We start from the raw sequence: 18,517 nt of genomic DNA, 5'->3' as shown, positions 1-18,517 counted from the left end.
GATTAACTCTGGACGCTTGGTTTTTAAAATCGTTTGAAACTCCGCGACGATGATCGGGTTGATCGGCGGCGGGAGCGGTCAATCAGGGTTGCCGCTTCGAGCTCAGTCGCGGTATCTTCCGTTACGGACGGCCAAGACCGACGTGCCGATGGAAACGCTGAAGCGGAGTTACGAGTTGCCGCTGCGATAGGCGCGGCTTACGCGCGGCGCCGTGTCAGAGGAGCGCCGTTGCTGCTCGAGACCCGCAGCAAGGCGTGCAAGCCGGGGCGTGGCCGATCGATTATCCTGGTGTCGCGGGCAGACGGCGGCGATCCGCCATCTGCATTCGTCGTTCTGACTACGCCTTCAACGCTGCGGCGTGATCGGCCGCATAAGCGGCAGTGAACGCGGAGCCTTGCCGGTCAGAGTCTCGACATCGCCGGTCCAGTTCTGGCGGACGGGATGGAAGACCGAGGCGAGAAAGCTTGCGTAATCGGCCGGTACGCAAGTGCCGATCAGCATGGCGATGAAGGCCTTGTCGGAGACGGCGTTATAGGCGACAGGCTTGCCGATCGCTTCGAAGAGGATGGCGGCGACCTGCGCGCAGCGTGCTTACGATGAAAGGGATGCCGGTGATGGTCGGGCCGCAACGCGCCTGCGTTGCTCGCCCGACCGGCAGGTGAAGGATTTGGAGTCATCATGGCGCCTGCTCCGCCACCCTTGGCGCGGTATTCAAAACCTGCTGCCGCTCGCTCAGACGGTCTTCATCCGGCGCAGCCGGGCCGCGCACCATTGCCACGTGGGCGCAACAATGTAGCCGACGGCCGGGATTGTCGCCAGTCCGATGAGGATGCCAACGAGACCCGCACCGGCCGCTTGAACCAGCCAGGAAAACACGGCGCCGCCAGCCGGCACTGCATGGGCGACGCCTTCCCCGGCATCGTGGAGGAGATGGCTCAGCCAAGCGAAGCCGAAGGTTTCGGCGCCGTGCACGATAATGCCGCCGCCGACCCAGATCATCGCCGCCGTCCCGATCAGGCCGAGCACCTTGAGAAGATAAGGCATGCCCTTCACCAGAACGCGCCCGAGCATGCGCAGGAGCGCGCCGGCTTGAGAAGGGGAGGAGCGCTGGGCAAGCCAGAGGCCGAAATCATCCGCCTTCACGATCAGAGCGACGACGCCGTAGACGGTACCCGTGATCACGGTTCCGACCACGGCGAGAACCAGCGCCTGCATCGCCAGCCCCGACTCGGACAGGGAGCCGAGCGTGATCGCCATGATCTCGGCCGACAGAATGAAATCGGTCCTGACGGCGCTCGCGACCTTTTCGTCCTCGAAGGTTTTGGCATCGACGCTGATCGTCTCGAGTCCCGCCTCGTGGGCATGGGCGGCATGCGGCACGACGAGCTCGTAGACCTTTTCGGCGCCCTCGTAGCAGAGGTAGAGCCCGCCGAGCATCAGCAGCGGCGTCACCGCCTGCGGCAGGAGAAGGCTGAGGACGAGTGCTGCCGGCAGGAGGAACAGAAGTTTGTTCTTGAGGGAACCGGCGGCGATCTTCGCAATGATCGGCAGTTCGCGCGCCGCCGACAGGCCGGTCACATAACGCGGCGTGACGGCTGCGTCGTCGATCACGACGCCGGCGGCCTTGGCGCCGGCTCTGCTCGCGTGAGCAACCACGTCGTCCAGGGAAGCAGCGGCCGCCTTTGCAAGCGCGGCAACATCATCAAGCAGGGCAATCAGGCCGACGCTCACAAGCGAACCTCTCGTTTAGGGACATGGATGGCGAAAATAGCCAATCGGGCGGCAGCCGGAAAGAGGCGCTGCCACGGATGGTTGCGGCGCCCGATCAAAATGGCAGGCGGATCACTTGGCCCGGCGTTCGATCCGGCAGCCAGGGACAGATCTTGCCGGACTCTAATCATCCTCGTCTTCGTCAAGGCCGAGGTCTTCAAGGCTGCGGAAGCGCCGAAGCCCCAAGACCTCGAACTCGTCGGCATGGCCGGCGGCCTCGACGTCGAGACGTCGCAAGGCTGCGTTGATCGGGTCGTCGGGGCCGATCGGGTCCTGCCTATCCGGTTTTGCAGCGCTGAATATCATGTCTCCGTCCGCAAATGCTGCTGCTGCCTGGGAACCGGTTCCGCCGAAATATTCCGTCTCGATATAGGCCAGCCGGCCATGTCCAGAGGCGGCCGCCAGAGCCTGCTCGAGCGCGGCCGAGAGGCTTCTGAAGCCGTCGCGGTGGGCGCCGGGCTGAAGTTTCGTCAGTCGATCGATCTGTCGATCGCCCAAGGGAGCGATCTCAAGGCCGAACGGCAGTGCCGTGGGTTCCGGGCAATCTGCCGCCTGGACGATTGTCGCCACGGCGGCGGGCGAACCGACGACTCCGACCATATGATGTCCCATAATCCACCTCGAATCACAGCTCTCTGCGGAGGCTTTCGTGCTTGGACAGATCTAACGGATTTCCCGTTTCGCGCAAGCGGAAGGCGAGCTGGCGGTTCGACTGCGCTCACTTGATCTGGATATGGATGTGGTCGTCGTGGCGGGCGGCGCGGCAGCCCTGGAAGCGGACATGGGCATCGGTGATGCCGAGGGCGGTTTTCAGATGCGGTTCGATAAACATCTTCTGCAAGCCGAAGCGCGTAACCCCTTCCGTCGTCAGCCAGGCAATGGCGGCCGAGGTGCGCTGTTCCTCGATCTGATAGGCCGGAAACCAAGGCTGGAGCGCGTCGAAATCCCAGCGGGTGGTAAGCCAGTCATGGCGGTCCGCACAGGGCAGTTCATCGCCCGGGCCGGGCTCCTCGAAAGCGAAATAACCGGTCGGCGAGCGGGTGGCGCCATTCAGGAAGGCACCGCCGGCATCCTTGTAATAATAAGCGAAATCAAGCTTCTTGCCGTCAGCATGCGAGAGATGCGGCAGTAGCGGGAAACCGTTGACGAAGGGGAAATTCGCATCCAGCGCGAAGGTGACGGTGCCGGGGAATTGCGCGTCCATATGGGCGGCGAGCGACTCTGCGAGATCGCGAAGCTTGGGCGTGACGTAGTGGCGGTTCGGCGCGCAGTAGATCGGCGAGCTGACCATGAGCCTGTCTTCGACGCTTGACAGGCAGGAGAGTGGAACGCGGCCGAATGCCGGTGCCGCAAACTGTGTGGCGACGGTCGCGCGGGCGTAGCACAAAAGGAAGAGCGCAAGCTTGGCGGGAAGTCGCCTAAGGCCGCATATGCGCACGACGGCAAGGGCGAAGAGATAGGTGCGCCAATCTGGGTGAGCAGCGTCAGTATAAGAGCTGCGAGGGCGTGGGGGGATGAAGCGGAGCACCGGGCGGCCTTGCGGAAGGGAGGTTGTATTGCCTTAGGCGAGGAAGTGGGGTGAGGGCGGTGGACTGTTGCGTGTTTGCCCTCGCTGGTGCTTGAGCGCAAGCGAAGGGCAGATTTCGTATTGGAAGCACGCGGCTCCAATTGCTGATATCAAACCCGCATCGACAGTTCGATATCGTCGGCGAACGGCGTCGAGAGGTAGCCGGCGGCCTGGGTGCGCACGCGGGCGAGATAGTCCGGGCTGACATCGGCGTCGTCGGCGATGATGAGGGCGCCCGGTCTCAGGCGATCTTCCACCAGTTCCAGGATATCGCGGTAGAGCGCTTTGGCGCCGTCGAGGAAGACGAGGTCGATCGTTTCGGGCATGTCGACGCTCAGCGTTTGCAGGGCGTCGCCCTCCCTTATGTCGACGAGGTCGATCAGGCCGCCGGCCGTCAGGTTTTCGCGCGCCCGCGTGAGCTTCGAGGGCTCGAACTCGCTGGTGATCAGCCGGCCGCCGCCATTGTCACGCAGGGCTGCGGCGAGATGAAGGGTCGAGATGCCGAAGGAGGTGCCGAACTCGACGATGGTGCAGGCGCGGCTGCTGCGGGCCAGCATATAGAGCAGGGCGCCGGTTTCGCGCGAGACGGGAAGCCAGAGGTCCTTCAAGCGGCCGTAGAGATTAAGATATTCGGTCTTGCTCTCAATGAGGCGCATGCGTTCTTCGCCTGTAAGCCCCGACATTGCAGGGCTCGTCGCCGCGGCGGCTTCCGCAAACAGGGCATCGAGCAGGGGCGCCAGCGGCGCGGTCGTCAGTGTGGTCATGGGTGAATCTCCGGTTTGGATTTGGGAGGATGTTGCCTCGGGTGAATAAATACGAATAATTCGTCGCATTTGCTAATCGCATTGCAGGACGCCGCCATGACCGACCGGCCAAGTGCCCGGATTTCCTCACGAAAGCAGCCGAAGCAGGTTCGCTCTAACGAGCTCGTGGCGGCGATCCTCGATGCCGCTGCTCAGGTTTTGGCCCGGGAAGGCGCCCAGCGTTTCACCACGGCGCGAGTGGCCGAAAGGGCAGGCGTAAGCATCGGTTCGCTCTATCAGTATTTTCCCAACAAGGCGGCGATCCTCTTCCGGCTGCAGAGCGACGAGTGGCGCGAGACGACCGACCTGCTCGCGACGATCCTGGAGGATGGGCAAAGGCCGCCGCTCGACCGGCTGCGCCGCCTTGTCCACGCCTTTCTCCGCTCCGAGTGCGAGGAGGCGGCAATGCGGGTGGCGCTGCATGACGCGGCCCCGCTCTATCGCGATGCGCCGGAGGCGCAGGCGGCAAGGGCATCGGGCGACCGCATCATCGAATTGTTCATGTGCGAGGCGCTGCCATCGGCGCCGGAGGCGACCCGGGCGCTGGCCGGCGACCTGGTCGGCACGACGCTTGCCACGGTGGGGAAGCGGTTTTCGGAGGTTCCACGCAGCTCGGCGGAGATCGAGGCCTATGCCGACGCGATGGCGGATATGTTCTGCGCCTATCTGGAAAGGCTCGGATGAGGCAGAGCCGGGGACGGCAGGGGTTCAGCGAAGGAAGCGGCCGTTTTCCAGAGAGGCCACGGCATGTTTCCACATCAGCGCGTTATCGGTGCGGCTTGAACAGTTCACCTGTCGCTTCCTGCGGCGGCGTGTCTCGCGTCGATGGCCGCCGCTATTGGGGGGCCATCCGTTTCGACAGTTCGGCAAGAAGCTGGTCGTGGTCGTGGCCGGGGTTGGTCTGGATGAGATCGACGGCAAGCGTGATGGCACGGCGGCCTTCGATGCCGTCGATGTCGAGCTTCCTCTCTTCGCACCATTGCCGGACGGCGTCGGTGACAGTGGCTATCTCGCAATCGTCGAGCGGGATTTGGCAAAGGAGCACAGTGGTTCCCCCCATGAAGCGGCGAGAGCATTTATGGTCTCTCAAGCGGTCTCGCCGATGATCCAGTGGGCCGACGTAGCAAGTCTACGCTTATTCCGAAGCAAAGCTACAGCTATTTTGGCGCGGTCCGGCGGCCGCCGGGCGGACCTTGCCTTTGCCGGGTTCAAGGCTGCAGAAGGCGGACGCACGGCCTGTTTTTTTGCTATAATTGCGGGAGCCGCCGTGGATCCCATGGCCTGGCCAATCGAGGCGCAGGTGTGAGATGAGCGATGTTCAGGAACGACTCCTCGACAGCAAGATGACCGAGATGGAACTTGCCCGATCCTGGAGCCCCCGCGTCATCTCCAAATTCGAAAGCCTGATCCGCAGCGGCGACGATTTCTCGCTCTACCGCATCAACCCTCTGGCTTTCGCGCGCGACCACGCGATCTCCGAGGCCGAAAGCATCGATCTCTTTCTCCATGCGACACGCAGCGGCCTGTTCGAGATGAGCTGGGACGTCGTCTGTCCCCAATCCGGCATGGTGCTCGACAGTTTCGGCGCGCTGCGGACGTTGAAGACCCACTATGTCTGCGGCCTTTGTGACGTCTCCGGCGAAACCGACCTCGACGATTTTATCGAGGTGACCTTCACCGTGTCGCCGAAGTTGCGCCGGCTGCCGTTTCACGATCCGGGCTCGCTTTCGGTCGAGGATTTTCACTGGAAGGCGCGGTTTCTCAGTGATGCGCGGCTGCCCGGCCAGCAGGCCCGCTTTCTCGATGTCCTCAAGGGAATGGTGCGCGGCCTGACCTTTCTGGCGCCGGGGTCGGTCACGACGGTGAGGGCGGAGCTCGGGCCCGGGGCGCTCGCCGGCATAAATGTGCAGACCCAGGCGAGCTTCGCGCTGCCGGTGGCAGGCGAGCCCGTGACGGTGCCGACGCTCCTGCGCGTCCGATATGACGGGCAGCGGTTCTCCGCTTCGCTGCCAGCGGTGCGGCCCGGCCCTGTCATCATTGAAATCGAGAGCTCGGCGGCCATGCGCGGCTCGCTGCTGCTGATCAACTGGCCGCCGGAGATCCTGGCGCAGACGACCAAGCCGGTTCTCGACTTCGATCCCTACATGTCGGGCGGCATGCTGCTGGCACGCCAGACCTTCCGGCGCCTGTTCCGCTCCGAGCGCGTCGACGAGAGGGAAGGGCTCGGCATCCGCCAGGTGACGTTGCTCTTCACCGATCTCAAGGGTTCGACCGCGATGTACGAACGGCTCGGCGATCTCAACGCCTATGCGCTCGTGCGCGAACATTTCGCCTTGCTCGGCGCCACGGTGCAGGAGCATTCGGGCGCAATTGTCAAGACGATCGGCGATGCCGTGATGGCTGCCTTCTCCCGCCCGGCCGATGCGGTTTCGGCGGCGCTGCATATGCTTGGGGAAATCGAGCGTTTCAACAGCGAACATGGCGATCCCAGCATCATCCTGAAGATCGGCGCCCATTGCGGCCCGTCCATTGCCGTGACCTTGAACGACAACCTCGATTATTTCGGACAGACCGTCAATGTCGCTGCCCGGGTGCAGTCGCTGGCCGATGCCGGCGAGATTTGCATTTCCGAAGCGCTGTTTTCGGCACCTGGTGTCGCCCAGTTGCTTTCCGGCCACAGGCTGGCCGCCTTCGACGCCCCGCTGCGGGGCGTCGAGGGAACGGCATGCGTATACCGGGTGATGCCGGGTTAGATCTGACGCGAGGAGGCAACACTTGCGACCGCCTTGCCCGGATCGCCTGAGCCGGCAATTATTTCGCGAGCACGATATGGGTGGCGTGTTCGCTGGCGACATGTTCGGTGACGCGGAAGCCGAGATCCAGCAGGTCGATGCCTGAAAACATTGCTTCGCCTTTGCCGAGCATGACGGGGCGACGGCGAAGTGCAGTTCATCGATCAGGCCGGCCTGCAGATATTGCCGGACAGTGCTGACGCCGCCGCCGATCTTGACGTCCTTGTCGCCCGCGGCGGCCGTCGCCTTGTCGAGCGCTTCCTCGATGCCCCCGGTGATGAAGTGGAAGGTCGTGCCGCCCTCCATGACGATCGGCTCGCGCGGGTAATGGGTGAGGATGTAAGTCGGCGCATGGTAAGGCGGGTTCGGACCCCACCAGCCTTTCCAGGCATCGTCCGGCCACTCGCCGCGGATCGGGCCGAACATGTTGCGGCCGAGGATGAAGGCGCCGAAACCGGCCATGGCGCGGGCGGCATAATCCTGGTCTATGCCTTCAGAGCCGTCGTCCTTGCCCATCATGGCGCGGAAGGTGCGGGTATGGAAGAACCATTGGAACATTTCCGGCCCCCGCTTTCCCAGGGGGTCATTCAGGCTCTGCTCCGGGCCGGCGCCGAAACCGTCCACGGAAACGGAAAACCCTGCAACGCGCACCTTGGCCATGCTGTCCTCCATATGATTGCAATATGAAACTAGTTGTTTTCTCCCATAAGTGATCCTATAATGCAACTGGTTTTTACAGGAGATACTTTGTGGATATCGAATTGCGGTCTGGCTGCCCGATCAACCTGACAATGGAAGTGCTGGGTGACCGGTGGAGCCTGATCATCATCCGCGACATCATGTTCGGCAACCGCCGGCATTTCCGCGACCTGCTCAACAATTCGGAGGAGGGAATCGCTTCCAATATTCTGGCGGCGCGGCTGAAGCGGCTGCTTTCGCTCGGCTTCATCAGCAAGCGGGACGATCCGAGCCACAGCCAGAAGGCGATCTACAGCCTGACGGAGCCGGCAATCCAGCTCGTGCCCGTCTTCGCCATGATCGGCGCCTGGGGCAGGCGTCACCTGCCGGTGACGGAGGATCTCAGCATTCGCGCGCAGCTTCTCGAAGAGGGCGGGCAGCCGCTCTGGGACGAATTCATGGAGGATCTCCGGCAGATCCATATCGTCGATCCGGTGGCAGGAGCGAACGGGACGGTCACCTCGCCAGTGCTGGCGCGGCTGACGGCGGCGTTTCTGGAGGTGCGGGAGAAGTTGGCGGCTGGGGGGGCGTAGGCAAGGAGCGATATTGGAGGGGGCTGCACGGCACGCCTTCCATCTTCGCTGGCCGGAAAAAGCCAATTACGGTCAATCTTCAATTGTCATTGTCGTTTCCTTTGGCCGAGCTTCGTATCTACCTCACGAACAATATAATCAGCGGCCCGGCCAGCAGGCTGGCGAGGATGAAGGCGGAGAGCAGGTAGGTTTCGAGGAGGCGGAGGACGGATTTGAGACGGATCATCTTGAGGTCCTGCATTGTGCTGCCTGATCCTCGGTAGCAACAATTGCAGCAGCATGACCGGCTGCCTTTCAAGTTCCGCAATGTTGCTGCAACCCTCGCGGCAGAGACAGGGGCGCAAGGGTTGGTTGGGCGATGCGGATTCTGCTGATTGAGGATGAGAAGGAGCTGGCTGAAGCGCTGACTGCGGCGCTCGGCAAGCATGGGATCGTGACCGATCACACGGTGCATCTTGCCGATGCCGTGGAGCTGACGCGGCAGAACCCCTATGACGCGATTCTGCTCGACCGGCGCCTGCCCGACGGCGAGGGGCTGCGCTTCATTCCGGAGCTGAGGCGCACCGGCAAGGATACGCCGATCATCGTGCTGACGGCGCTGAACGCGCCGAAGGAGCGAGTGGAAGGGCTCGATCTCGGCGCCGACGACTATCTCGGCAAGCCGTTCCTTGTGGAGGAACTGATGGCGCGGCTGCGGGCCGTGCTGCGGCGGCCGCCGAACCTTTCCGAACTGAAGATCATCGCCGGGAGGATGGTGATCGATCCCCTGCATTTGAGCGTCACCGTCGGCGAGACGCCGCTCGATCTGCCGCGGCGCGAGCTTCTGGTGCTCGCCGCGCTCGCCAGGCGCAAGGAAAAGACCGTGCTGCGCTCGACGCTGGAGGCGGCCGTCTACAACTATGAAGAAGAGATCCAGTCGAACGCACTCGACGCCCATATATCGCGGCTGCGCAAGCGGCTTGCCGATGCCGGTGCGGAGGTCTCGATCCATAATATCCGCGGCGTCGGCTATCTCCTGAAGGAAGAATGATGGGCGGGGCAGGGAACACCAATCCGTCGCTCTGGTGGCGGCTCAGTTGGCAGCTCAGCCTGGTCTTCGTCGGCGTGGTGACGGCGGTGATCATCGGGCTCTGCTTCTATGGCGCGTCGATCCTCTCTCCGAATGTCGCGCTGGAGGATCATATCACCGCGGTCCTGGCTCCAGCCGTCTCGCTCGATGCCGAGGGACGGCTCGAAATAAGGAATACGCCGGAGCTTGATGCGCTCAAGCAGCAATATGACGGGCTCTGGTATGTCGCGGCGACGCCGAACGGCTCCTTCGTGTCGTACGGGACCATTCCCCCTGTTTACGCCGAGCTTGTACGTCTGACCTATTTGTTTGAAGGAGCCGATATCAGGGGATCGGCCGGCACAAACGAGATCGCCTCGGTGGAAAGCGTGGAAACCGGCATCGGTGAGCTGCGTGTGCTTTTCGGCGGTGTCGCGGACAAGGGCTGGCCAATTTTCACGCTGATGAGCAACGCCTATGCGATTTACGGTCCGCTGCTCGCCATTGCCTTGCCCGCGGTTTTCTTCACCGTTCCCAGGATCATCCGGAGGGGCCTTGCCAGCGTCAGCGAGGTTGCCCGCAAAGCCTCGGAGATCGAGCCGCGCCGCTACGATGCGCGCCTGCCGCTGGACGGCATTCCGAGGGAGGTCGCGCCGCTGGTGGTTGCCTTCAACGAGGCGCTCGGCCGGCTGGAAATCGAGTTCCGCAAGCGGCAGCACTTCCTGATGGACGCGGCGCATGAGCTGAGGACGCCAATCGCGATCATGCAGACCAGGATCGACGGAACGGCGGAGGGGCAGGACCGCAGGCGATTGCTCGACGATGTCGCGCGCCTGGCGGAGACGGCCGAACAGTTGCTCGATTTCGAGCGCAACGACCAGGCGAGCGATCTCCAGGAGACCGTCGATCTCGTCGAGATCGCGCGCGGTGTGGTGGCCGATCTTGCGCCGCTGGCGATCGGCGCCGGCTACCAGATCTCGTTTCAGAGTGAGGTCGAGAGTCTGAAGCGCAAGGGCAGCCCTTCGGCGCTGCCGCGGGCCGTCAGCAATCTGGTGCGCAACGCCATCGACCATGGCGGCGGTAGAGGCATGATCACGGTCTCAGTCTCGGATATAGGCGGCGGGCGGATCAGCGTCACCGACGTAGGGCCGGGCATTCCGGCCGAGCACCGGGAACTGGTGTTCGAGCCCTTCTACCGGGTTACTCCGAAGAGCACGGGGGCAGGCCTCGGCCTCAGCCTCGTCAAGCAGATAGCTTTGAACCATGGCGGCGAGGTCCGCATCGCGAGCGCTGCTGCCGGCACCGAGGTGGCGATACAATTCAGATGACGCCGGTTGTTTCCGGAAGCCGATGCTGCCGGAAACAATGTAATGCTGCGGCAATTCTTCGCCGCCAATTTCCCCGCACATTATCGGCGACGGAGGCCATGCAGAGTGCGCAGCAATCCCTTTATTTCATCCTTTTCAAAGGCTTCGAAATTGGTGTCTCTGGCATTGCCGCTGGCGCTGGCCGCGGCCGCGGCCGGGTGCAGCTCGGTACCGCTCAAGGAGAGTGGGACGCTCTCCACCTATTCCAATCTCGGTGCGCCGAAGGGCAAGCTTTCGAAATCGCGCGTCTATGTCGATGGCCTCAATCTCGCCCCGATAAAGACGGTCGCCATCGAGCCGACGCGCTTCGGCTTCGCTGCGGCAAGCCGGATCAAATCGCCGGCCGACCGGGCGATGGTCTCGAACGCGCTCGACCGGGCGCTCTGCATTTCCCTGAGCGACAGGTACCAGATGGTGGCGGCAGGCGAGAGCGCGGACCTGACGATCCGCTCGATGGTCACCGACATTGTGCCGACCAACAAGACGATGGCGGGGGTTTCCACGGTCGTGACCGTCGGCACGGGCTTTGCGCTGCCGGTCGGCGTGCCGCGCCTGCCTGTCGGACTCGGCGGGCTGGCGGTGGAAGCCGAGGCGGTCGACAAATCGGGCGCGCAGCGGGCGGCGATGGTCTGGGCGCGCGGGGCAAACTCGCTGCAGAACAATCCGCGCGTTTCCGAGGTGGGCGATGCCTACGGCCTGGCTTCCAAGTTCGGCAGCGAATTTTCCCGCATGTTAATCGCAGGCAAGGAGCCGAAGGGATTGGACCTCTCGCTTCCCTCGCGCCAGCGGATGAAATCCTGGCTCGGCGGCAAGCCGAAATACGTCGCCTGCGATGCCTTCGGCCGTGAGCCTGGGCTGGTCGGCGCCGTCGCCGCCAAATATGGCGCGCCGCCGCAATGGACGGAAAAGAAGCCGAAGCCGGCCGCCGCTTATTGACCGCGTGCTCAGCCAACCCGAAGGCTGGGCTGACGGGACGGACGGAGCCGGGACGGAAAAGCCGTGCTCCGTCCGTCTTTTGCAGGTATTTTTCTTGGGCGTGTGACAGCAAAAAGCCCCGCATCTTGATGCGGGGCTGGCTGTTGGGATTGTCATACCCGATCAGCGGCACTGACGGCGCGGACCGTAATTTGGCTGATAGGTATTGTCATACGCGCGATAGGACCGGTAGCGGCTATAGCAATATTCGGCGTGCGAGCCGTAGCCGCGCGAACTGTAGGCACGCGGCTGCGAAGCGATGATGCCGCCGATAATGGCGCCTGCCGCCAGGCCGCCGATGATGGCGCCGGTGTTGTCGTGGTGGCGCCGCCATCTGCGGTCATAGCGGCGGTCCCATCCGTACCGGTCATCGCGGTAGTAGTCTCGGTCGCGATAGTAGTGACGGTCACGGTAGTAACGGCGATCGCTGTAATGTCTGCGCCTGTCGCCATAGCGCGAGCAGACGATCGAGAACCTGCTGCAGCCGACGGTCATGATCCGGGCATCGGTATCGCCCGGCACCGGCTGGGCGGCCGATTGAACTGGGCTCGGCACGAAGGCCGGGCCTGCCGAAACAGGCGTTCCGGAGAAAGCCGTCGCTATCGACAGGGCAATGATGGCGAATCTGTTCATGTCACTCACCATGAGTCACGGATGTATCGGGGGATAACGCGGATTAAGGAAATAAGTTTCAATTTGGGACGCGGGACGCGGATCTATGTGCGTCTTCGCTAACGCAGTCGGATGCTGGCCGAGACCTGACCAGGGAGATGCATGACGCATTCTCCGGTTCTGGGCGAATATCAGCAGAAGATGATCGTGCCGAAATTCGGCAAGAAGTTCAAATTGCAAGTAGATACTAAACCAGTTCTTATAGCGGTGCTGCTTCAATACCTGGCATGTAACGGCGTCACTCTCATGTCAGAAAGACTATCATGCAGCTCTCCAGAATCATCGGCCTTCTCTGTCTCTCCACAACCCTGGCGCTTACGCCGCTCAGCATCGTATTTACCGATCTTTCGCCTGCCTTCGCCAAGGGTGGCGGCAACGGCGGCAACGGCGGCGGTGGCGGCAACGGCGGCGGTGGAGGCAACGGTGGAGGCGGCGGCAACGGAGGCGGCGGCGGGAGTGGTAGCGGAAACAGCGGCGGCGGCCATGGCGGCGGCAGCAGCAGCCATGGCAGCGGCAGCGGAAACGGAAGCACCAAATCGGGAGGAAAGGCTGAAAACGGCCGCGGTGCCAACAAGTCCACCGGCAAGACGGGCAAAACAAATACGACCAAGCAGGGTGTGACTGCGAAGGGCGCCGGCAAGAAGACGACTTCTGCGAAAGCGCCTGCGGAAAAACCGGCAAAGAAACAGGCGGCACAGCTTGCCGGTCTCAATTCCCTTAAGCGCAATTTCCATGCCCTCATGAAGACCGCGGATCCGCGCATGGCTGGAATCGCGGCATTCGCAACAGCCTATGCGCAGTATGAGATGGCCAACGGCGTTGCTCCGCCAGCCGACGATCCGCTCCTGGGTGATGCGGCGCTCACGGCAGCGCTTGCTGCCGCGACCAAGACGGGCACGGTCACTCCGGAAACCTTGAGCTGGGCAAAGGACGCACTCGGCGTCGGAGCGGCCGTTGGCACGATTGACCAGATGCGGGAGACCATGGCGGCGCAGGCCCCGGCGGCGGAAACCCCTGCAGAGGGAACTGTAACCGAGACTAGCGATGCAGTCGAGGGTAGCGAGACGACAGATCCTGCCGTGACCGCGGAAACGTCGGAAGCCGACACCGGCAGCGTGGAAGAGGTATCGGGAACGACCGAATCCGCGCCGGCCATCGATCCGACTGAAACGTCGGCGCCAACGAACGCCGAAACCACCGGCCTCTGATCACGGGCCTGGGATGACCTTCGCGATCAGCCTCGCTTGCCGCCGGCAAGCAGGCGAAGCTGGGTCTCGTCATGCACACCCTGCCGGTAAAGCTCGATGATGAGGGCGCCGAGACGATCGGCTTCCTCACTTGACCTGTCGATATCGAGCCCGCTGCAAAGGGCTTCGTGGACACGCCTGCAAACAGCTAGGTCCTCCGAAGCGAGCGGTTCGTCACGCGTGCTGAACAGCTTGTCTGACATCGCAGTTTGCCCTTTTTCGATGCCGTGAATCGCTATTGCGAGAAAAGATAATTTCGCAGACCTTGCTCCGCAAGATGGGCGAACGTCTGAAATAAAAAACCAATGCAACGCTTCAAGATGTTGCAGCGCCCTATGCGCGTCCAAAAAAACGCGCGGCGTTGAAATCGAGGCGCGCAAAGACGCGGGCGAGGGCATGGAGATGGGCGGACTGACGGCATCGGCGCAGATCTACCTGGTTGCCGGGTCCTTGCCGCCTTGCTGCGACAAGCGCAGTTCTTTCAGCCGCTTGGTCTTTTCCCGACGAGCCCGCTGCTCCGCCTCGATGGTTTCCTTGGCGGCTCGCTCGGTATTTTCGAAACGATCCTGCCGATAAGCCTTTGATGAGGGTTCGCGTTCTCTTTTCATGGCCGCTAAACGCAAATTGGCGAAAACGGTTTCATGCCAAAGCCGTTTTACCAGAAAACGGCATGGCCGTCGGGCGCCTCTTCAGCGCCCGGCGGCCTGGGCATCAGCCCTTGAGGAAGGCGAGGATGTCGGGGTTTATGATATCCGCATGGGTGGTGCACATGCCGTGCGGGAGTTTCTCGTAGACCTTGAGCGTGGCGTTCTGCAGCAGCTTGGACGAGAGCAGCGCGGAGGCGGCGATCGGCACGATCTGGTCGTCGTCGCCATGCATGACGAGGGTCGGCACGATGATGATCTTCAGATCCTCGGTGAAGTCGGTTTCCGAGAACACCTTGATCCCTTCATAATGCGCCTTGGCGCCGCCCATCATGCCCTGGCGCCACCAATTGTTGATGATTGGTTCCGACACTTTCGCGTCCGGCCGGTTGAAGCCGTAAAACGGGCCGGCCGGCAGATCATGGTAGAACTGCGAGCGATTGGCGGCGAGCTGCTGGCGCAGGCCGTCGAAAACGTCGATCGGCAGACCGCCGGGATTGGCATCTGTCTTGACCATGAGCGGCGGCACGGCGCCGATGATGACGAGCTTGGCAACGCGGCCCTGCGGCTGGCCGTGGCGAGCGACATAATGGGTCGCTTCGCCGCCGCCGGTGGAGTGGCCGACATGAACGGTGTTCCTGAGATCGAGATGCTCGACGACAGCTGCGGCATCGGCGGCGTAATGATCCATGTCGTGGCCGTCGCCGACCTGAGTGGAGCGGCCGTGGCCGCGCCGATCATGGGCGACGACGCGGTAGCCCTTCTCGAGGAAGAACAACATCTGGGCGTCCCAGTCGTCGGCGCTCAGCGGCCAGCCGTGGTGGAACATGATCGGCTGGGCGGTCTTCGGCCCCCAATCCTTGTAAAAAATCTCGACGCCGTCCTTGGTGGTGACTGTGCTCATGTCATGACTCCTTGATTGATCGGATTGGACTAAAACAGACCGTTGCAGACGGGATCGGCAAGGCCCACGAGCAACCGTTACGCCGGTGGCCGGAGAACCGCGTCTGCGCAGATCAATATCGACTCAAGATAGAATGATGCGCTTGTTGAACACCTAGTTCTATTCCATTGATATGACGAAGTTTTAATAGGTATATATCGTACTAGGCGCCTATCCTTCCGGTTGCGGCGACAGGACATGGCGCGCCTTGCCTGACTGCATCGTGCTGCGAACATTCGTTTGACCCCCGGCATCTCGGTCGCGGCAAGCGGCTGAGATCCGGTGATGTCAGCAATGAGCCACGTTATCTCCAATCGTTCAATATATCTGTCGCGGTAGTTCGATATATCTGTTCGCCTAGGGTCGCGTTCTCTCCTGTTGTGCCGGGATTGCAGGCTGCGCTCGCGCTCACTTGAACGCGGATCGACGCCCAACCATCTATTTCTCTCAAACAGCGCCATGGCGAACGATCGCAATCGCGATTGCTTTGCCGGCGGCGGGACGGCCGTTGCTGCCGCCAGAGGATCAGATCATGGGTTACATGGATAAGGACATCGCCCCGCAGGATGACGGGGCGCTGATCGATGCCTATTCGCAATCGATCGCAGCCGCCGTCGACATGGTCGGGCCGGCGGTAAGCCGGATCGAGCGGGTGGGAGGCCGGCAGGGGCACGGGTCGGGCTTTGCCGTCTCGCCCGATGGCCTGATCGTCACCAACAGCCATGTCGTCGACGACGCCAAGCTCGTTCGCATCACGACGCCGGACGGATTCATCACCGAGGGGCGTGTGCTCGGCCGCGATGTCGATACCGATATCGCCCTTGTTCGGGCCAATGCGAGCACCGGGACCTGGGCGAAGCTCGGGGACTCCCAGCGCCTGCGCAGGGGTCATATCGCGATTGCGATCGGAAACCCGCTGGGCTTCGAATGGACCGTCACTGCCGGCATCGTCTCGGCGCTCGGCCGCTCGATGCGGGCGGCAAGCGGCCGGCTGATGGAAGATGTCATCCAGACCGACGCCGCGCTCAATCCCGGCAACTCCGGCGGGCCGCTGGTGTCTTCGGGTGGCGAGGTCATCGGCGTCAACACCGCCGTGATTCAGGGCGCGCAGAGCATTGCCTTTGCCGTGGCCTCGAATACGGCCAATTTCGTCGTCTCGGAAATCCTCCGCTACGGCCAGGTGCGGCGTGCTTTCATCGGAATTGCCGGCGACACGATCGTGCTGCCGCGCCGGGTCGCGCTAGCGGCGGGAACGGTGCTAACGACCTCTGTTCGCATCCGGCGTGTCGAGCCGGACGGGCCGGCGGCAAAGGGCGGGCTGCAGGAGGGCGATTATATCCTCGCCATTGACGCCAGCCCGGTCGGCGGCGTCGACGATATTGTCAGACTGATGGATGGCAGCCGGATCGGCAAAGAAACGGAAATCCTGGTGTTCTCGGTGGCCGGCCGGATCGAGAAGAAGATCTTGCTGCCGATTGCGCGGTCTTAAGCCGTGGGTAGCGACGAAGGCATAACGTTACGTCAGGCGCTGACCGCTTCCTGCTCCGCTCCGGAAAAATCCACGGCCGCGAAGGCTGCCGCCAGCACCTCCGGTCCGGCGCCGCTTTTTGCCGCGTCGGTGGAGAGGATCTGGCGGTAGCGCCGGGCGCCGGGCAGGCCGGTGAAAAGGCCGACCATGTGGCGGGCGACGTGCTGCAGCCGGCCGCCGCCGGCGATATGGCGCTCGGCATAGGCCATCATCCGCCCGCACAGCGCCTGCCAGTCGGGTTCGGCCGCCGGCGCGCCGAAGAAGCGGTGGTCGACGTCGGCAAGCACAGCCGCATTCTGGTAGGCCGCCCGGCCGAGCATGACGCCGTCGACATGGGTGAGGTGGCTCGCGGCCTCGTCGAGCGTGCGGATGCCGCCGTTGATGCCGATGAAAACCTCGGGCCAGCGCTGTTTCATCCGGTAGACGATCTCGTAGTCGAGCGGCGGGATCTCGCGGTTCTCCTTCGGGCTGAGGCCCTTCAGCCAGGCCTTGCGCGCGTGGATCCAGATCGCATCGGCGCCGGCATCGAGAACACGAGAAATAAGCGCGGGTAGGGCCACTTCCGGCTCCTGCTCGTCGACGCCGATGCGGCATTTCACCGTCACCGGCGCGGTCGCGACGGCCTTCATCGCCGCGACGCATGCGGCCACCGTCTCCGGCGTCAGCATCAGGCAGGCGCCGAAGGTGCCCGATTGCACGCGGTCGGAGGGGCAGCCGACATTAAGGTTGATCTCGTCATAGCCATAGGGTTCGGCGATCTTCACCGTCTCGGCAAGCTTGTCCGGATCCGATCCGCCGAGCTGCAGCGCCAGCGGATGTTCGGCCACGTCATGGCCGAGCAGCCGCTCGCGCGGGCCGTGGATGATCGCATCGGCGACCACCATCTCGGTATAGAGCAGCGCCTGGCGGCTGATCTGGCGGTGGAAATAGCGGCAATGCCGATCCGTCCAGTCGATCATCGGGGCGACCGCAAAAATCGGCCTTTTCTGCGTCATCGACGTTTCTTGTTCCTTTGGTCGCAGGCTGCCGTGGCAGGGCGCCGTTCCTGCCGCGCGCCGGCGGGTTATCATAAAGGGCGCATATAACACTTGCCGGTGCGATCGACAAATTCGCAAGCGTAAACGAAAACGGCGCCCCTTGCGGAGCGCCGTTCATGCCGCAGAAAGCGGAAATCTGACTTACGAAGCCGAGATGTTGACGGCCTTCGGGCCCTTGCCCATGCGGTCCGGCTCGGTGTCGAAGGTAACCTGCTGGCCTTCGCGCAGCGACTGGATGCCAGAAGCCTGCAGCGCGGAGATGTGGACGAAAACGTCCTTTGCGCCGCCGTCCGGCGTGATGAAACCAAAACCCTTGTCCTGGTTGAAGAATTTTACGGTGCCTTTGGTGGCCATTGGGATCGTCCTTTTCCCTTAGTCTGTCTAGTATCCGCGCCCCCGAGGGGAAGCGGACGGCTTTAGCTTTCGCCCCGAATCGATGGGACGAAGGGTCAGTCGGAGAAGTCACGTACGGGGAAAGAACGTCTACGCAGGCGGGTATTCCCGCGTCTCCTTCCGTAACGGAAGGGATTGCCACATCAGTCCAGTCACCGGCATGCTAATGCCCGAGTAGGTGGATTCGTGCCATCATTTCGGTCAAAAGGCAAGCGCCATTATTGTGGCATGCCGCTTATCGTGACAGGAAATGCCGAAGATTCAGATACTTGACGAAAAGTTGGCAGATGCTTGCACGGCTGTGCCATAGCGGGATCGGCGTGCCGAAACGGAACGAGGCGATGCGCAGCAACCCTGCATTGCTCTTTACTCGCGCTCGGTGCATGCGCTGTCTCGTTGCCGACATGCCGGGCACGCTTCTCTGACGAGCAGAAGAGGGCAGCGCGCTTGGGTTTGCCGC

The 18,517-nt window shown here is 62.8% G+C and carries 18 protein-coding genes and 3 pseudogenes; 8 read left to right on the top strand and 13 right to left on the bottom strand.

The features are described 5' to 3' along the window. Window positions 1-337: 337 nt before the first annotated feature. From A7X77_RS32080 to A7X77_RS08400, 5 genes and pseudogenes are all read right to left on the bottom strand, one after another. Window positions 338-579 (bottom strand): annotated as a pseudogene (locus tag A7X77_RS32080) (SDR family NAD(P)-dependent oxidoreductase); the annotation flags it as partial. Between the two features lie 153 nt (window positions 580-732). Further along, the gene (locus A7X77_RS08415; RefSeq protein ID WP_064682500.1) at window positions 733-1,731 is read right to left on the bottom strand and encodes a DUF808 domain-containing protein; all 999 of its coding nucleotides are present in this window, start codon (window positions 1,729-1,731) and stop codon (window positions 733-735) included. A gap of 162 nt (window positions 1,732-1,893) precedes the next feature. Further along, window positions 1,894-2,370 (bottom strand): hypothetical protein, encoded by a 477-nt coding sequence (locus A7X77_RS08410; RefSeq protein WP_156668093.1) that lies wholly within the window; start codon window positions 2,368-2,370, stop codon window positions 1,894-1,896. Window positions 2,371-2,488: 118 nt separating this feature from the next. After that, a pseudogene (locus tag A7X77_RS08405) lies at window positions 2,489-3,298 on the bottom strand (hypothetical protein). Between the two features lie 149 nt (window positions 3,299-3,447). After that, on the bottom strand, window positions 3,448-4,101 hold the full coding sequence (locus A7X77_RS08400; protein WP_064682498.1) for an O-methyltransferase: 654 nt from the start codon (window positions 4,099-4,101) through the stop codon (window positions 3,448-3,450). Window positions 4,102-4,197: 96 nt separating this feature from the next. Between A7X77_RS08400 and A7X77_RS08395 the strand changes: the two genes are divergently transcribed. After that, on the top strand, window positions 4,198-4,824 hold the full coding sequence (locus A7X77_RS08395; protein ID WP_064682497.1) for a TetR family transcriptional regulator: 627 nt from the start codon (window positions 4,198-4,200) through the stop codon (window positions 4,822-4,824). Between the two features lie 151 nt (window positions 4,825-4,975). On the opposite strand, the gene A7X77_RS08390 is transcribed toward A7X77_RS08395, so the two are convergent. Next, complete coding sequence (locus tag A7X77_RS08390; RefSeq protein ID WP_064682496.1) at window positions 4,976-5,185, bottom strand: hypothetical protein; 210 nt, start codon at window positions 5,183-5,185, stop codon at window positions 4,976-4,978. A 262-nt stretch (window positions 5,186-5,447) separates the two neighbouring features. Here A7X77_RS08390 and A7X77_RS08380 point away from each other — a divergent pair, with 262 nt between their 5' ends. Next, window positions 5,448-6,893, top strand: coding sequence for an adenylate/guanylate cyclase domain-containing protein (locus tag A7X77_RS08380; RefSeq protein WP_064682494.1), 1,446 nt, complete (start codon window positions 5,448-5,450; stop codon window positions 6,891-6,893). Window positions 6,894-6,951: 58 nt separating this feature from the next. Here A7X77_RS08380 and A7X77_RS08375 read toward each other — a convergent pair. Continuing rightward, window positions 6,952-7,592 (bottom strand): annotated as a pseudogene (locus A7X77_RS08375) (dihydrofolate reductase family protein). A gap of 89 nt (window positions 7,593-7,681) precedes the next feature. On the opposite strand from A7X77_RS08375, the gene A7X77_RS08370 reads away from it, so the two are divergent. Then, window positions 7,682-8,203, top strand: coding sequence for a winged helix-turn-helix transcriptional regulator (locus A7X77_RS08370; RefSeq protein WP_064682493.1), 522 nt, complete (start codon window positions 7,682-7,684; stop codon window positions 8,201-8,203). A 118-nt stretch (window positions 8,204-8,321) separates the two neighbouring features. On the opposite strand, the gene A7X77_RS34200 is transcribed toward A7X77_RS08370, so the two are convergent. Next, entirely contained in the window at window positions 8,322-8,444 is a 123-nt protein-coding gene (locus tag A7X77_RS34200; RefSeq protein WP_280950324.1) for a hypothetical protein, read from the bottom strand. Between the two features lie 117 nt (window positions 8,445-8,561). Between A7X77_RS34200 and A7X77_RS08360 the strand changes: the two genes are divergently transcribed. From A7X77_RS08360 to A7X77_RS08350, 3 genes are read left to right on the top strand one after another with little or no spacing between them, the layout of a single operon-like run. Continuing rightward, window positions 8,562-9,233 (top strand): response regulator transcription factor, encoded by a 672-nt coding sequence (locus A7X77_RS08360; protein WP_064682491.1) that lies wholly within the window; start codon window positions 8,562-8,564, stop codon window positions 9,231-9,233. Then, window positions 9,230-10,579 carry a sensor histidine kinase gene (locus A7X77_RS08355; protein WP_432431337.1) on the top strand — a complete coding sequence of 450 codons (1,350 nt, stop codon included), beginning with the start codon at window positions 9,230-9,232 and terminating at the stop codon, window positions 10,577-10,579. The genes A7X77_RS08360 and A7X77_RS08355 overlap by 4 nt, the downstream gene beginning before the upstream one ends. 42 nt (window positions 10,580-10,621) lie before the next feature. Then, window positions 10,622-11,554 carry a DUF3313 domain-containing protein gene (locus A7X77_RS08350; protein WP_245293719.1) on the top strand — a complete coding sequence of 311 codons (933 nt, stop codon included), beginning with the start codon at window positions 10,622-10,624 and terminating at the stop codon, window positions 11,552-11,554. A gap of 162 nt (window positions 11,555-11,716) precedes the next feature. On the opposite strand, the gene A7X77_RS08345 is transcribed toward A7X77_RS08350, so the two are convergent. After that, window positions 11,717-12,226 (bottom strand): BA14K family protein, encoded by a 510-nt coding sequence (locus tag A7X77_RS08345; protein WP_064682488.1) that lies wholly within the window; start codon window positions 12,224-12,226, stop codon window positions 11,717-11,719. A 302-nt stretch (window positions 12,227-12,528) separates the two neighbouring features. Between A7X77_RS08345 and A7X77_RS32990 the strand changes: the two genes are divergently transcribed. Further along, a complete protein-coding gene (locus A7X77_RS32990) occupies window positions 12,529-13,473 on the top strand; it encodes a hypothetical protein (protein WP_064682487.1) in 945 nt (314 codons plus the stop codon). A gap of 26 nt (window positions 13,474-13,499) precedes the next feature. Here the strand turns inward: A7X77_RS32990 and A7X77_RS08335 are convergent, their stop codons facing one another. After that, entirely contained in the window at window positions 13,500-13,715 is a 216-nt protein-coding gene (locus A7X77_RS08335) for a hypothetical protein (RefSeq protein ID WP_010031346.1), read from the bottom strand. Window positions 13,716-14,223: 508 nt separating this feature from the next. Next, window positions 14,224-15,060 (bottom strand): alpha/beta fold hydrolase, encoded by an 837-nt coding sequence (locus tag A7X77_RS08330; protein ID WP_064682486.1) that lies wholly within the window; start codon window positions 15,058-15,060, stop codon window positions 14,224-14,226. 571 nt (window positions 15,061-15,631) lie between these two features. Between A7X77_RS08330 and A7X77_RS08325 the strand changes: the two genes are divergently transcribed. After that, window positions 15,632-16,588 (top strand): S1C family serine protease, encoded by a 957-nt coding sequence (locus A7X77_RS08325; RefSeq protein ID WP_064682485.1) that lies wholly within the window; start codon window positions 15,632-15,634, stop codon window positions 16,586-16,588. Between the two features lie 32 nt (window positions 16,589-16,620). Here the strand turns inward: A7X77_RS08325 and dusA are convergent, their stop codons facing one another. Then, the gene (gene dusA / locus A7X77_RS08320) at window positions 16,621-17,622 is read right to left on the bottom strand and encodes a tRNA dihydrouridine(20/20a) synthase DusA (protein ID WP_064682484.1); all 1,002 of its coding nucleotides are present in this window, start codon (window positions 17,620-17,622) and stop codon (window positions 16,621-16,623) included. A 183-nt stretch (window positions 17,623-17,805) separates the two neighbouring features. After that, the gene (locus tag A7X77_RS08315) at window positions 17,806-18,018 is read right to left on the bottom strand and encodes a cold-shock protein (RefSeq protein ID WP_003540801.1); all 213 of its coding nucleotides are present in this window, start codon (window positions 18,016-18,018) and stop codon (window positions 17,806-17,808) included. Between the last annotated feature and the right edge of the window lie 499 nt (window positions 18,019-18,517).

This window comes from Rhizobium bangladeshense, from assembly GCF_001662075.1.
Classification (GTDB): Bacteria; Pseudomonadota; Alphaproteobacteria; order Rhizobiales; family Rhizobiaceae; genus Rhizobium; species Rhizobium bangladeshense_B.
This window is presented reverse-complemented; position numbering and strand designations above follow the sequence as displayed.